Below are 15,004 nucleotides of genomic sequence, written 5' to 3'. Positions count from 1 at the left end.
AGGAGTCCGTCATGAAAAATGTGTTTTTTAAAACAGCCTCCTTGGCTACCCTTGGTTTCTACGCCTTTACGGTCCACGCACAAACCTCGCCGGACGCAGCCATGCCCGCCAACAGGCCGGCGGTCCTGCCCCCTGCCCCGGCAGAGGCGGTCGCTGGTGGCCGAACCGGTGCTCCGAAATCCTTTCAGACCCATCGGTGGGCGGAAGACTGGTCAGCAGAACCCGAAGATGATGCGCCCTTCACCCGTCGTCTCAAGCACATAAGTCTTGGTCAGGGCGGAGCCTACCTGACCCTTGGGGGAGAAGCACGCATCTATTATACGGACTGGACACATGCGTCGCTGGGCTTGCGAAATGCCGACAGCAACAGCCCGACCCAGACCCGTCTCAGGCTTTCGGCCGACGTGCACGCGAGCCCATATCTGAGGGCCTATGTCGAGATTGGCGACAATCGTGAAACTGGTGAAACGACGGCAACAGCCCCCAATCAGGATAAGCTTGACCTCTATCAGGCCTTTATGGATGTGACTGTACCCCTGTCAGGGTCGCAGCGCCTGACCTTACGTCCGGGGCGGTTCGAAATGCCTCTTGGCAATGGGAAACTTGTTGGCGTCCGCGAAGGGCTGAACATGCGCTACACCTATCAGGGCGCTCAATTAAACTACAGCCTCGCGCGGCGGGCCTCGGTTACGCTCTTCGACGTGTATCCCGTAGATATACAAAAAGGGACGTTTGACGACGCCGTGAACCGCAACACGCACTTCCGCGGGGGATATATAAGCCTGCCGAAAGCCGTATCGGGCCTGAATCTCGATCTTTACGGATATGAATCAGACCGCGTGCGCGCCACCTTGTTTGAAGGCACCGGTCCGGATCAGCGAAAAAGTCTGGGGGCACGTCTGTGGCAGAAATCGTCACAGTGGGACATCGATGTGGAGATGGTAAAACAATCCGGAACCTTCAGCACAAAGTCCATTGATGCCTATGCTATGATGCTGGAAGCCGGATACCGCCTGCCGAATACAAAATACGAACCGCGACTTGGATTGAGACTGAATGTTTTCAGCGGCGATGACAAAGCCGGTGACAATCAGTCGGGAACCTTTGTGGCCCCCGCCCCCCGGCTGCCTCTGATCAGTGAAGCCGGCTTCTTTAACCTGGCCAACCTGATCGATGTCTATCCATCACTCACCCTAAAACCGGTCAAAGCGCTGACGCTCAGCATAGGACCTGATTTTTTGTGGCGTCAAAACGCCGCTGACGGGGTCTATATAGGCTCTTCGGGAGCCAGCTTTACTCCCTACGGTGAGGACCGCTTCATTGGGACCGAAATGAATCTGGAAGCCACGTGGCAGGTCAACAAAAATCTGCAGGTCAAGCTTTACGAAACCCGCTTTATCGCCGGTGACGCCTTTAAGGCATCGGGCGGAAAGGATGGGAACTATTTCGGGGTTATGACGGGCTATCGCTTTTGAAGCTTACTGTGTTTTTACGAAGAGAAGCAGTCCGATCGGAATCTGTAACAGGGTTTTGACGTGGCGCGCCATTTCCCTTACTTCTGGGCGAAATGACGCCGGACGTTTTGGTCTCCCGTCTCCGAGCGGCATATTGATCGACGCGTCCCCAACACACTAGACACTGACGTTCTGCGAAAATCGTCAAATAAATGGTCAATCAAATTCAATTGAATCGCAATACACTGAAAAACTAAGCAAATGCCGTTGTTATAAATTTTATAAATACATAATATCGGCATGGCGCTTCTGGGGGTGCGCATGCGCGCAATCCTCCCCTTGCGTGGTACGGTGGCTGAGGCCATAAATTGACGGTTTTTTCGTCACCAGCAACACGGTAGTTACATGCCACACGCCTGGCGAGATAACCCAAGGCGCGCAGCCTGTGATTTTATGTCATATTTAAAACTTCATTCACCCATCACGTAAGCGTCGTACAGCGTCCCTAGTCAGGCCCCATTCCATTCATGTTTTGGGGACAAAGACATGCTCGCCTTCCATCTGCGTTCGCTGCGCGCCACCGCCTCCTTGTGGCCGCTCCTGCCCACCGCGCTCCTGCTGGCTCCGGCGGTTGCGGCACACGCACAGACTCAGCCTGTTGCCCAAGAGACGCAGGAAGTCATCGTCACCGGCACCCGTGAAAAGGGTCGCACCAAATACGAGAGCCTGACCCCCGTCGATGTCATCTCGGCGAAGGCGGTTCAGGACGGCGCGTCGGCGGAACTGGCCGACAATCTGGCGCAGGTCATCCCGTCGCTTCAGGTACTGAAACTGCCGTCGTCGGACGGTCTGCAATTTATCCGCCCGGCGCGTCTGCGCGGCCTGTCGTCGGATCAGACGCTCGTTCTGGTCAATGGCAAGCGCTTCCACCGTTCGGCCTTTCTGGGCCAGCGCGGGGCGCAGGGGGCCGATCTGAACAAGATTTCGTCCTTGAGCGTCGGTCGCGTCGAAGTGCTGCGCGACGGGGCTTCGGCCCAGTACGGTTCGGACGCCATCGCCGGGGTCATCAATATCCAGCTGGATGAGCGTCCGGGCGTCAACGCCTATGTGCAAGGTTCGCAATATTACGAAGGCGACGGCGAAACCGTGCGCGCCGGTCTGAAGGCCGGAACGCGCTTCGATCAGGGCTTTTTGACCGCCTCGGTCGAATGGGCCGACGCCAAAATGACCTCACGCAGCCATCAGCGTCAGGACGCGCTCGACTATATGAAGGCCAATCCGGGCGTCGTTCTGCCCGACCCCGTACAGCACTGGGGCGCGCCGGACAGCCAGAGCTATAATCTGGCACTCAACGGCGCGTTCAATCTGGGCTTTGCCGAAGCCTATGGCTTCGCCACGGCGGCCAAGGGCGAAGGCATCAACGATATCAACTGGCGCATCCCCTCGGCCACGTCGAACGCCAGCGTCTATAAGACCGTACCCAGCTTCCCCGGCTGGGATCTGAAATCGGTCTATCCGCTGGGCTTCACGCCGCGCGAACAGGCCAAGTATCAGGACTATCAGGCCGTGGGTGGCGTGCGCCACACCGGCGACGTCTTCAGCTGGGACCTGTCGGCCTCGGTCGGTGAAAACGAGACCAAATTCTACCTCTATAATTCGATCAACGCTTCGCTGGGCCCGTCTTCACCGTTCGACTTCTTCCTCGGCACCCAGACCCAGCGCGAAGTCACCGTCAATGCCGATGGCGTCTATCGCCTCGATCTGGGCCTGAGCGAGCCGGTCAATATCGCCTTTGGGGCCGAACACCGCAAGGAAACCTATAAGGTCGGTGCCGGTGACAAGGCCTCCTACGCTGTCGGTGCCGGCGCCAAGGACGGACTCGCCGTCGGCTCCAACGGCTTCCCAGGCTTCTCCGACCTGCAGGCCGGTGAGTGGTCGCAGGACAGCGACGCCGCCTATGTCGATGTCGAAGCCAGGCTGACGCCGGAATGGACGCTGGGCGGTGCGGTGCGCTACGAAGACTTTGACAGCTTCGGCAGCACCACCAATGGCAAGGTCTCGACCCGTTACGAGTTCACGCCCTTCTTTGCGGCGCGCGGCTCGTGGTCCACCGGCTTCCGCGCACCAACGCCGGGTCAGATCAATTCGGTCTCCGTCTCGCAAGGTCTGGATACGGTGACGCTGCAAGTGTTCACCAATGGTCGCCTGTCGCCGCTGAACCCCATCGCCGTCAGCAAGGGCGCGAAGCCCCTGCAACCGGAAGACTCGACCAACAAGAGCGCCGGTTTCGTCTGGCGCACCGATTTCGGCCTGTCGGGCTCATTCGACATGTATCAGATCGAGGTTGATAACCGTCTGGGGCAGTCGTCCTCGATCACCCTGACGACGGCCGAAAAGAACGCTCTGGTCGCTCAGGGTTATCCGGCGGCGGCCAGCTTCACCTCGGTCTATTGGTACACCAACGACTACAATACCCGCACCAAGGGTATCGACGTGGTGACCACCTATGTGCGCCCGCTGTGGAATGGCCGTCTGAACCTGACGTTCGCCTATAACAACAACAAGACCTTGATCACCGGCGGGACGCTCAACGCCAACCCGACCACCAAGCGCGTCTTCGAAGAAGGCCTGCCGCAGAACAACGCCACCTTCACCGGCACCTTCCGCAAAGGGGCGTTTGAGTATCAGGTGCGTGCGCGTCACTACGGCGGCTGGACCGACTCGACCGGCAATTCCACCGGCGACATCTTCCAACGCTTCGGCGCGATGAACTTCGTCGATGCCTCGGTACTGTGGGACATGACCGACAAGCTGTCACTGAAGGTTTCCGCGGAAAACCTGTTCGACCAGTATCCGGAAAAGGCCGTCTTCCAGGCGTCGCGCGGCATCGAATATTCGCGTAACGCGCCTTACGATACCTATGGCGGTCAGTACTATGTGCGCCTGAACGCCAAATTTTGATTTAGGCTAAACTACCCTTTGGGGGCAGGTGTGAAAGCCTGCCCCCTTTTCTGTTTTTCGGGAACCCGCCATGCATCGCCGCCACCTTCTGAGCGCCGTCGGAGCGCTGCTGCCCGCCGTCGCTGCCGCGCAATCAGCACCCCCTGCGCTGACACCACCCTTGGGGCCGCAGGACGAGGCGGGCTGGGCGCGCATGGCTGAGGCCTTTCCGGCGCGGCCGCAGGGGCTGATCAATCTGGAATATGGGGCCTTCGGTCAGATGCCGCGCGCCGTCGAAGCGGCCTTTGCCCGCTATACGGCGCAGGTCAATCAGGAAGGCGCGGCCTTCACGCGGCGGGGTTTTATTCCCTACTATCTGAAACTGCGTCAGACGATAGCCACGGCCCTGAACGCCGATGCGTCTGAAATCGCCCTGACGCGCAACGCCACCGAGGCGCTTCAGGCCCTGATCAGCGGTTATAACCGTCTGAAGCCCGGTGACGCGGTTTTGATGGCCGACCACGATTACGACAGCATGCAAACGGCCATGCAGTGGCTGAAAACGCGGCGCGGGGTCGAGGTGGTGCGCCTCGCTCTTCCCCATCCGGCCACGTATCAAAACCTGATCGACGCTTACGAACAGGCTTTGAAGGCCAACACCGCGATTCGAATGATGCTGCTCACCCCTGTCGGTCACCGCAGCGGTCTGCGGCTCCCTGTGCGTGAGATCATCGCCATGGCGAAAGCGCGCGGTGTCGATGCGATCGTCGATAGCGCCCATGCCTGGGGTCAAAGCCCGGTCGATGTACGCGCCGAAGGCTTTGAATTTGCAGGCTTCAACCTGCACAAATGGATCGGCGCACCCGTCGGCGTCGGTGCCCTGTTTATCCGCAAGGACCGGGTGGAGGCCATCGACCCCTATATGGGCGAAAGCGTCAATCCGCGCGATCCCGTCACGGCGCGCGTCCATACGGGCACGGCCAATTTCGCCGCGCAAATGGCGGCCATAGACGCACTGGAACTGCACACAAAACTGGGCTCCGCGGCGGTCGAAGCCCGTCTGCGTTATCTGCGCGACCGGTGGGCTGAACCGGCGCGCGATCTGAAGACGATCGACATTCTGACGCCCGTCGATCCGCGCCTGCACATCGGCATCACCTCCCTGCGCCTTAAGGCCGATCCGTCGCCCGAAGCACACGCGGCTCTGGCCAAACGCCTTCTGGACGCGCACGGCCTGTTCACCGTGACGCGGACAGGACTTGACGGCGGAGCCTGCCTGCGCGTCACGCCGGGCTATAGCTCGACCCCAGCCGATATGGTGCGGTTGCTGACAGCGTTGACGCGCCTTTAAAGTCTCTCCCTTTCCGGCTGGATCGAAAAGGGTTACCTGAGTGTGGAACGAGCTCCGAACAAGGGCACTTTTTCCTTGTGAGCCATGGGAACGGTGCGACCATAGGTCCGGCCTTTGTGCGACCTTCCACCGCTGGCCTTGATGAGGTTTGCGATAGGACTGGCCAATCAAATCAGCGCATTTTTTACGCTTGGGGATCCTCGGCCTTGGGCCTTATCGGGATATCAGACATCGGCTCCGAGAAGACGGGTTTGTTGGAGACCCTCAATCCAATCGAACACGCTCACGACGTCGCTTGTATCCCAAATGACTGAACGCCCCCTCGACTGCTCGATGAGCCCCTCACGAGACCGGTTTAGCGTGTCGCTGTCGACCGGGGTTTTGACGAAGAGATTGACCTGAATCGGCTGCGTGTCGATGAGGATAATCGACGGCAAGGTCCGGCCTTTTCCGAGGTTATAGGTCATAGGCTTGAGGAATTTTCGCTTGAGCGCCACTGCCGTGCTGACGACCAGACCATCGTGCAGCGAAAAATACGGCAACCACTGTGGCGTCAAAATCATAAGGGTGAGATCTTCAATTTGAAGTACGCCCGTTTCCGTTACCGTGGCAGTCAATAGCGCCATAAGATGGTGCGGTTTGCCGTTATCCTCTGGGTCGCCATGCTGACGCCACGACGCCAGCTCAAATCCGAAGCGTTGATTGATCTCGGCCAGTTTGCGATCACTCAGATAGACGCGCGTTTCACCCATATGTTTGAGCGTCAGTCGATATCCGAACTGACTGGGCTCGATGGTCTTGACCTCGCCTAGAACCATCACCAGACGTCGTGGACCGCTACGCGTCTGAAATCCCGCAAAGACCGACTGCCGGCGCGCCTTTTGCCGCTCGCTGTCGGTCTGGTTCCACGACGGTGGGATGTACAGCAGCTGCGAAAGCGGCTGGCGCTTTACCTGGACCGTCTGCGCCGTCTCGTTGAGGTAGGCCGAGATCACCGCCCAGTTGCGCTTACCTTCCATCGTCGGTGTCCAGCGGCAGAACCCCGACCGATCCCAGAGATAATGAAGAATCGACTTCAGGGTAAGTTTGCGGGTGTCGGAGGAGGCGCTGGACTTTTTGTCGTCCGCCGCCTCGTCCTCCGGAACGCTTGCCTTTGGCGCCATATCGCCGCGCGCCACCTTCTTCAGGGCAAAGTCAACCGTCAGCGTGGTCATACCGGTCAGCGGCTCTTCCTTGATGGCACCACCCATCAGCGAGCCGATCCCGCTGGTCTCCATGGGTGGCTCGTATTTGTCGCACGTATAGTGGTGCTGGCCACCCGTGTTGGGCCAGCGCTTGAGGTGATAGCGGTCGCCAACCCTTGCGATGTACAAAGGGATCGAAGGATCGCGGCAAAGACACCGCGGCGGCTCGGTTTTTCGATTGTGATAATGGTCGGCCAGGGCGAACTGGAAAGCGTCGTCTCCCGTATCCGGGAGCACCTGGCCACCGACCTGATATGCGGACATACCACCCTCCTATCGTGACCGTTCCTGGCCGCGCACACGCTGTGGCTCAGGCGGTTGTTGTTGGGCTGGCGTCGGTGCGGCACGGGCGCGCGCCGCGTCGCGCAACTGATCGAGCGGCACCATCTCCCAGGTGTTGCGCATGACTTCCGTGCGCGTATAGCCGGTCACCTTGCCGGTCGTTTCGTGACGGTTGGGTACATCCACCACAACCGCCTTACGTCCGCCGAAGGCCAAGGCCACGCTGTCGCCTGGCTTCGCCTTGGCTTCCTCCATGGCGCGCGGAATATCCACGCCCCGGACTTTCGACTGGTGGCCCTTATCATCAACCAGCACGACATAGGGACTGTCTTTTTCTTCGGCCTTGTCCTGATAGGGCGCCGAGCCTGTTTCGATGATTTTACCCACATAGACACGCCGCGTCCGGAATCGCTCCGCGGCGATCTCGCTCGCCTTCGCTACGGCTTCGGCGCTGTCGCCACGCGCGGTCATGATCGTTTGGAGCCCAGCCACAACCTCCTTTTGCTCAGGCGTCAGAGCTAACCGAGGTTCTTCGTTAACTGCTGCCGTTCGATCTCCGATCCGAGGCGAGGAAGGCTCCACGCGTTCGCCCGGGCGGGCCCCGGCGCGCTCCGCTTTCCAGTCTTCAAGCCTGACCTTGTCGACCTCGCGCGGCGCATAGCCTTCCACTTCGAGCCCACGCGCCGATGCCTGCATCCAGACTTCGCGTTTGAAAGTCTCAGACCCCTTGACCTTGAGGCTATCCCATCCCCGCGCCTCGGCCAGATCGACCATTGCAGCGGCCACGACCGGATCGTCGAGTTTGGTCGAAATCGCCTTGGGCTTGGCCTCGAACGCCACTTCGGCCTCTGGTGTACGGAAGTGGTAGGCGTCGCCCGCCACGGTGTAGCGCTTGTTCAGGTTTTCCATCAGCATCGCGGCACGCGCGTTGCGTGCGCCTTCGGCGGTGACAGTTGGATCACCCACCCCGTTGGCAACGGCCGGCGGCGGGTCGCGCGGCTCTTCCCGTCCCCCCTGCCCGTTGGGCGGCACGAGTGCAGGATCGATTGTGCCGTCGCGGCGACGTTTTCGACCCTGCTCAATCGTGTTGGCGGCCTCCGGCTCGCCCGCCCTCGGTTTTTGGGTTTTAAGGTCGGCCTCTGCCGCCCGGATCCCCTCGTTCTCCTGCCGCTCGATCGCCGCCTCGTAAGCATCCGTGTTCCTAAAGCTATCGTCTGGACTGCGGGCTGCTGACGAAGGTCGACGGCGCGACGGAGCGACATCCTGCGGTCCTTCCGGTTTCGCCTTGCGCGCAGCGATATCTTCCTTATCGTCCAGAACATTCAAATCCCAGATGCGCAAAGCGCGCTGGGGATCGACCGCTTCGATCTTTGCCAGGTCCTCACGCACCTTGGCAACGCGGGTATGCACATCCTCACGCAGATCGGGATCGGGAGACACCAGTTGCGTCCAGGGCATATCCTTCAGGCGCGAGGCGACAGACGCGCTCAGGGTGTCGATGTCGGGTTCGTCGGCCATGTCGTCACCTCGTTCGTTCGGAGGAGGCGACATCGACCGCAGCCGGGGGATTGGCCGGTTGCTTGTTCCAGCCCAGCGGCGCGCGCGGCGCGCCACTCGAACAGGCCGCCAGTCCCACCATCAGGGTGGACAGCATCAAGAGCAGGTGTTTACGCATGTCAGGCCTCCATGATCAGGTTGTCGGTCTCGGGCGCCGCACCGAAGAGCTGGCGCATCACATCTTGCGTATCGACGCCAATGGCCTCGAAGACCCCATCGAGCATTTGATTGATATCGGCATCCGACGGCGTGATAGGGTCGGCCAAAGGCGGGACGGCATCAGGCGTCAGTTTCGAAAGGTCGATGCCGCCGGCGCCCAGCGTGTGGGTGCGCTCGCGCCGGCGCGTCGCATCGATGTGGGCCGCGACGTCGAGTACAGGCACCGCAACTGAGAGCTCGCGATCAATGAACGCCGCCTGCTCCAATTGCCGCCGGTCGGGCAGGCCCTTCAGCTTTCCAAGGTGGGGGCTCTGCGCCTTCAGTCGATCCACGAACACGGCTTCGCTGTAATAGCGGGCCTTATCACAGCGGATCGGCCGCGTGTTCTCGTAGAGGATGACCTGCTCGGCATCGGGCAACTCCTTCAGCTCCTGGGGCAGCATCAGGGCCCGGCGTTGATCGGAGACGTTCTCGCTGTCAGAGCCGCCTGAACTGAAACCCCGATTGGTCGAGCGGCCTTTCGAGGTGGCCTTGATCGTGTAGTAGCCGAGCATCTCACTATAGGCGTTGGCATCGCGCTGTTCGCGTGGCGTGAACAAGACCTGCATGGCGTGGTTGGTCACCAGCGCTCGCGCATCGTTCGGCCCATAGGTAGCCTCTAACTGCGCTACGCTCTGAACGATGGTCAAAAGCCGGAGATTATAACCGGCGATGAAGGCGTTCGCCCTGGCCAGGATGTTGATCCGGCCCATGGCCGTAAATTCGTCGAGAATGAGCAGGCAGGGACGGCTATGGCGTTCCCGCGATGGCAGGGTGCGGGTATTGGCATGGATCAGCTGCGAAAAGAACAGGTTGATCAGAAGCGACGCCTCGGCCAGCCGGTTGGGCTGTATCCCGACATAGATGGTCATCTTGCGGTCGCGCACTTCGCGGATATCGAAATCAGAATGCGCGGTGGCAGCATCAACCAGCGGATTGGCAAACAGGGTCAGGGGTGCGGTGAAGGTACTGACGATATTGGCCAGCGTGTTTTCCGACGCCGACAAGAATCGGTTGAGCGCTTCGATGCAGTCGGTACTGAACGGCTTCTGCGCGACTGCGCGCGCATGGATACGTTCGGTGAGTTGGACCTTTAGCCCCTTCCCGCCCCCGCCCGACTGGCGCAAGATTTCCCCCAAGGTCACGGGCAGGTCCCCGCTCTCCATAACCATCAGCGCCAGACCGAGAAACAGGTTCCGCGCGCTCTCTGCCCAGAACGCGTCCTTATCGCCGGGCGTCGCCGGATAGAGGCTCGTAGCCAAGGTCTGCAGGTCGCCCACCCGCACATTCGGATCTCGGCTGACGCCATCGAGCGGGTTCCAGCGGTGCGTCCGGTAATCGTCGGCAAACGGGTTGAACAAAAACACGGCCTGGCCGTGCGCCGCCCGAAACTTCGAGGTCAGAAGGAAGTTTTCCAGCTTGATGTCGAGCACCACGCAGGAATCCGGCCAGTTCAACAGGTTCGGCAGCACGAAGGCCACGCCCTTGCCGCTACGCGTCGGTGCCGCGAGTAGGCAAAACTGCTGTCCTGGAAACTGCAGGAAGTGGCCGCGATATTTGCCGACAATCATCCCCGTCTCGTCCATCAGTCCCGCTTTGCGCACATCACCAGGCGTGGCAAAGCGCGCCGAGCCATGCAATTCACGCTTGTCGCGCGACAGGTGGATGGAGAGGGCAAAGGCGGGCGCGAACGCGACGATCACTCCACCGAAGAGGCTGGCCATCAACAACGCCTGCGGCCGCTGCTGCCCCCAGTAGGCGTCCGCGTAGGAGAGCCAGGTCAACGGCGTCACATCCTGAGGCAGCGCCTTGTGAAACAGGAAGAACAAGACGCCCGCCAGCCAAAGCGCGGCGATGACGGCGACCATCATATAGACAGCCACGCCGGCCGAGACGGCGGCCACCTTCAATGCACGGGATTTTTCGGTCATGAGACGGCTCCCAGGGCAATCGCATTGCCACCGAAGCGTTCGCCCACCTTTGCGACCGGGTTGAAATGCACTTCGCCGACGACGCGCGCCTTGTGACGATGACCGTCCCTATCGGTCACCGTCTCGGTCTTCATATGGACGATGATATCAAGTGTCAGGGTCACCAGACGTTTTAGCCCGGCGGCGTCGAAGATCGCCGCGTCTGGATGCTCCTTCGCCATCAGGACGTAGCGCTCAAGCGCCAGGGCGCAGCTTTCCGCATGGAAGGAGGTGATAGAGCCCGAGTGGCCGGTCGTAAGGAGCTTGAGGAAATCGAAGGCTTCCGAGCCCCGCAATTCCGCCAATAATACCCGGTCGGGCCGCATGCGCATGGTGGCGGCGATAAGGTCCGCCGGAGTTACGCGCGCCACGCCCTGCCCTCCCTTCGAGTACAGCAAATGCACCTTGTTGGCATGATTGGGCAGGGACAATTCGCGAACATCCTCGATGGTTATGATTCGTTCCGCATTTGGGATGTGATGGCAGAGGCTCTTCATCAGGGTCGTCTTGCCTGAACCGGTATCGCCGACGATGGCGATGTTGCGCCGGGCGAGCACGGCATCGAGGAGAAACGCCTTGAGGTTGCGGGTGCGCAGACAGGTCATAAGGTACTGGTCGATCGTGCTCAGCCCGTCCACCACACTGAGATCGGCGGGTGGCGCGGCCCAGCAAAACGACCCAAAGGCTCCATCCGCCTCATAGTCGTCGAGCGAGCGAATGGTTGAGGCTGGCAGCCGGATCGACAGGCTGACCGTGCCCGCTTCTACAACGGGCGGCACCACGATCTGGACGCGCTGACCTTCGGGCAAAACCGCCGAAAGGACTGGTGTCAGGGGCCCGATGTCCTGATCGGTATAGGTCGCAATCGCCCGGATCAGTGAATGAAGGCGCTCGTACGGCAGATCCTCGACCGCTTCGGTCGTCCAGACGGCACCTTGCTCGTACATCAGCTCATTGGGGCGATTGATCACGATCTCGGTGACGCCGGGAAGGGCAAAGAAGCGCTCCAGCGGCGCCAAAAGTTGGCGCACACTGATATCGCGGTCGAACTTAGCGGGCGCGAAGACGGTAGACATTTGAAAAATCCAGATCGCGCGCCACGTAGATGATCGCGCGATCTCCCTGGTTTTTGTATATGGTCGGTGGAATATTGATCGACTGCTGCAGGACCTTCTCCGCCATCGTCTCGCCGCTCTGCGCCGTCGACGCCATGACGATGGTCTGGCCGCTGCGCGCCTGTTCCTGCGCGATCTGGTACTGGATGGCGTCCTGGACCGTTGAAAGCAGGAAGGCTGAGCCGACGCGCTCCCACCAGTGATTATCGACCTTGCCGGTTAAACCCGTCGAGCCGAGCTCATCGGCACCCGGCGAGTTGAGATTGACGACCACGCCCGACGGGGTGATGATGCGCGTCCACAGCACGAACAAACGCTTCTGGCCGACGCTGACACCTGAGCGATATTCGCCCACCGCCTCGCTGCCGCGCTCGATCAAGAGCACCTTGCCCGACGCCGAATAGACGTTCTGCGTGACGATGCAGCTGGCCTGACCAGCCAGCGTTGAAATGATCCGCATCGACATGCCGCAGTCGATCGTCCGGCCTTTCGGCATCAGCATATGCAGATTGGCAAGGCGTGCCGCCTGCACCATGGGTGTCTTTGACGGGATCAGTTCGGCGTCAAGCGAGTGGGCGCGCGGCGCGGTCAGCAACCCCTCCCCTTGCGACGGGTTTCCACCGCCGGCAATGACCGTTTGCGCCGCCTGCAGCGCCGGCAGTGGATTGGCCAGATTGACCAGGTCCTGCGCCCCGCCGTACTGACCATTGTTGAGCATCATGAAACCTTGCGGGGTCTCGACCAGTTGAGAGTCGCTGGCCACCGGCGATCGTTGCGGCGCAGGCCCGGACGCGGAGACGGGTATCGGCCGCGCGGCTTCGGCCTGTTGCGGCGGGGCATGGCCGATGACTTGCCCGTTGGCGCACACCCTGACAGACTGCCCGGCGCTGTTACGGACCACCGTTCCATCAGCGCCGCGCAGCTCATTGCCGAGCGTGCCGTCTGCACAGGTGGGGGTACGGAGACTGGCCGCTTGCGCATCCGCTCTCCCCTGGCCCGGCAGAGGCGGCGGGGTTTCGGTATCGAAGGTCATGGCGACGTTCGTCGGGGTTTCCGCCGCCGGCTTGGCTTTCGGCCCGGCCATTTTCTGTCGCATGACATTGACGGTTAGAAACCCGCCGATCAGCACGACCAGAGCGACCCCACCGATCATCAGGAAAGGCCCGACCTGGGCGTTCGAGCGCTTGCCACGGTCGTTGACGCTGACGATGTCCCCGGCGGCGGCCTCGTTCGGCACGGCGTTGATGTTGTCGGGCTCAGGCGCGGGCGACGGCGAAGTATCAGTTGGCATGTCCGGCTCCTAATCGCTCAGTTTCAAGGGTTTCCCGGGCCACACCGTCGACCGTCGTACCGGCCGGCGGCACCACACCTTCAGCGTCGAAATTCTCATTCCATACCGAGACGACCGACTTGCCGAGCCGCAGGACGAACTTGCGTCCCAGCCGCTGCACCACCATCAGATCGTCGGTCATGTTGTAGTTGGTGCGCGCTTCCTTGCCGTCCGAACCGATGACGAAAATGGTCGGCAGCTCCGAGTTTCCGGGGAAGCGAAAATAGGTGAAGGTGCCGTCGTCGAAGACGCCTTTGGGTGTTATATCCGCGCCCTTGCCGTTGCTCTGCAATGTATAGGCTTCATTGCGCCGGACGGGTTTCTTGTCCTCGATACGCTTCTGAATGACCACGGCTTCATCGGGCCTGGCCGCTTCCGCCAGACCGGTGGCCTCTGCCGTCCGGGGGTAGCGGATGACGATGCGATAGGTGGTCAATGCGCCGACGGAGAGGTCGATGGAGTAGTCGCGTCGATCGGTTTTCAGTTCGAGATTGTTGCGCCCTGCCCCGGCCTTGGGCTTGACCCACACTTCATTCGCATCGGCGTCGGCCACGACGCACCACAGGTGTTCGGCGACGTCGCACTTCGACGGCACGCCGGTGGCGGCTGCAATGATTTTCTCTCCCCGCTCCAGGACAATGCGCGTGACGACGCCCTTGGACACCGGAACACTCAGCACGCCTTCGGCCACATAGTCCACCGTGCGTATACGCGGATCTTTCGGCACCGCGCTGACAGCGGCTTTCGCGCCGGGCGCGACGAGCGCGGCAAGACCGGCCAGCATCAACAGAAAGGGCGGCCTCATGGATTGACCTCCGATCCGGGCAGGATGCCGGGGACGCCGCCGATTTCCGGATCAGCGCGGAAGGCCGTGACCGTGAAACCCAGCGGGTTCTTGATCAGATCCTGTTCCTTGCCCGTCCGCTCTGGGTGGTATTCGTAGGTGAGCGTCGCGATATAGTGTTCGAGCGGCTGCAAGCTTTGCGTCTGCACATCGCGCTGCTGCACATTGTAGCGGACGACCGCCTTCTTCCCGATCTGGTCCGGCGCCAATTGGATGGAGGTAATGGTCACCTCGCGCTCGACGTTCGGACCCCAGACCTTGTTCACCGCTTGAGCGCCGTTGAAGCGGGCCGCATAGTCTTGCGCGACGCGCGGGCCTGAGAAGGCGACCGTATTGTTGAAATCGCTCTGCAACAGTCGCCAGTGGTAGCTTTCACGCGACACCACGTAGGCATTGGCGAAATGCTTATCGAGCAGGTCCTGATTGGAGGCGATCTGCCGCTGGTTGGCGGCGTCCATGATGGTCAACTGCCCGGTCTGGCGGTCGACCGAATAGACGTAGGGGACGACCTTCTTCAAAGGCAACATCACAATGATGGCACCGACGGCCACCGCCGTCAGGAGGCACGAACCGATGGCGACCGCCCAGGCGCGCTTCTCGCTCTTTTCGATGCGCGACTGTCGGTCGGCCTCCCAGTTTTGAGCCTCTTTAAAGTAGGCGGTAGCGTTCGCGGGCGAGACCGTGTCCCTACCCGCGTCAAAAGTCGCGTCTCTGGCCAT

Annotated in this window: 11 protein-coding genes; 3 read left to right on the top strand and 8 right to left on the bottom strand. The window is 60.9% G+C overall.

Annotated features, from left to right (window positions below; all coding sequences use genetic code 11):
• Nucleotides 1-11: 11 nt before the first annotated feature.
• The 3 genes from ACK8OE_RS17030 to ACK8OE_RS17020 all read left to right on the top strand — a co-directional run bounded on the left by ACK8OE_RS17030 (nucleotide 12) and on the right by ACK8OE_RS17020 (nucleotide 5,745).
• Entirely contained in the window at nucleotides 12-1,475 is a 1,464-nt protein-coding gene (locus ACK8OE_RS17030; protein ID WP_410273557.1) for an alginate export family protein, read from the top strand.
• A 525-nt stretch (nucleotides 1,476-2,000) separates the two neighbouring features.
• Nucleotides 2,001-4,415, top strand: coding sequence for a TonB-dependent receptor plug domain-containing protein (locus ACK8OE_RS17025; protein ID WP_410273556.1), 2,415 nt, complete (start codon nucleotides 2,001-2,003; stop codon nucleotides 4,413-4,415).
• A 70-nt stretch (nucleotides 4,416-4,485) separates the two neighbouring features.
• Nucleotides 4,486-5,745, top strand: coding sequence for an aminotransferase class V-fold PLP-dependent enzyme (locus ACK8OE_RS17020; protein ID WP_410273555.1), 1,260 nt, complete (start codon nucleotides 4,486-4,488; stop codon nucleotides 5,743-5,745).
• A 224-nt stretch (nucleotides 5,746-5,969) separates the two neighbouring features.
• Here ACK8OE_RS17020 and ACK8OE_RS17015 read toward each other — a convergent pair whose 3' ends face one another.
• The 8 genes from ACK8OE_RS17015 to ACK8OE_RS16980 are packed head-to-tail and all read right to left on the bottom strand — an operon-like array spanning nucleotide 5,970 to nucleotide 15,004.
• Complete coding sequence (locus tag ACK8OE_RS17015; protein ID WP_410273554.1) at nucleotides 5,970-7,253, bottom strand: DUF1173 family protein; 1,284 nt, start codon at nucleotides 7,251-7,253, stop codon at nucleotides 5,970-5,972.
• A gap of 9 nt (nucleotides 7,254-7,262) precedes the next feature.
• The gene (locus ACK8OE_RS17010; RefSeq protein ID WP_410273553.1) at nucleotides 7,263-8,822 is read right to left on the bottom strand and encodes an LPD7 domain-containing protein; all 1,560 of its coding nucleotides are present in this window, start codon (nucleotides 8,820-8,822) and stop codon (nucleotides 7,263-7,265) included.
• On the bottom strand, nucleotides 8,794-8,946 hold the full coding sequence (locus ACK8OE_RS17005) for a hypothetical protein (protein WP_410273552.1): 153 nt from the start codon (nucleotides 8,944-8,946) through the stop codon (nucleotides 8,794-8,796). Before ACK8OE_RS17005 ends, ACK8OE_RS17010 begins: the two co-directional genes overlap by 29 nt.
• 1 nt (nucleotide 8,947) lies before the next feature.
• Entirely contained in the window at nucleotides 8,948-10,957 is a 2,010-nt protein-coding gene (locus tag ACK8OE_RS17000; protein ID WP_410273551.1) for a type IV secretory system conjugative DNA transfer family protein, read from the bottom strand.
• Nucleotides 10,954-12,072 (bottom strand): P-type DNA transfer ATPase VirB11, encoded by a 1,119-nt coding sequence (virB11, locus tag ACK8OE_RS16995; RefSeq protein ID WP_410273550.1) that lies wholly within the window; start codon nucleotides 12,070-12,072, stop codon nucleotides 10,954-10,956. The genes ACK8OE_RS17000 and virB11 overlap by 4 nt, the downstream gene beginning before the upstream one ends.
• A complete protein-coding gene (gene virB10 / locus ACK8OE_RS16990; RefSeq protein ID WP_410273549.1) occupies nucleotides 12,047-13,402 on the bottom strand; it encodes a type IV secretion system protein VirB10 in 1,356 nt (451 codons plus the stop codon). The genes virB11 and virB10 overlap by 26 nt, the downstream gene beginning before the upstream one ends.
• Complete coding sequence (locus ACK8OE_RS16985; protein WP_410273548.1) at nucleotides 13,392-14,246, bottom strand: TrbG/VirB9 family P-type conjugative transfer protein; 855 nt, start codon at nucleotides 14,244-14,246, stop codon at nucleotides 13,392-13,394. Before ACK8OE_RS16985 ends, virB10 begins: the two co-directional genes overlap by 11 nt.
• The gene (locus tag ACK8OE_RS16980) at nucleotides 14,243-15,004 is read right to left on the bottom strand and encodes a virB8 family protein (protein WP_410273547.1); all 762 of its coding nucleotides are present in this window, start codon (nucleotides 15,002-15,004) and stop codon (nucleotides 14,243-14,245) included. The genes ACK8OE_RS16985 and ACK8OE_RS16980 overlap by 4 nt, the downstream gene beginning before the upstream one ends.

The organism is Asticcacaulis sp. W401b, assembly GCF_046503825.1.
In the GTDB taxonomy this organism is placed as follows: domain Bacteria; phylum Pseudomonadota; class Alphaproteobacteria; order Caulobacterales; family Caulobacteraceae; genus Asticcacaulis.
The sequence above is the reverse complement of the archived record's forward strand: the minus strand, read 5'-3'. Positions and strand labels throughout refer to the sequence as shown.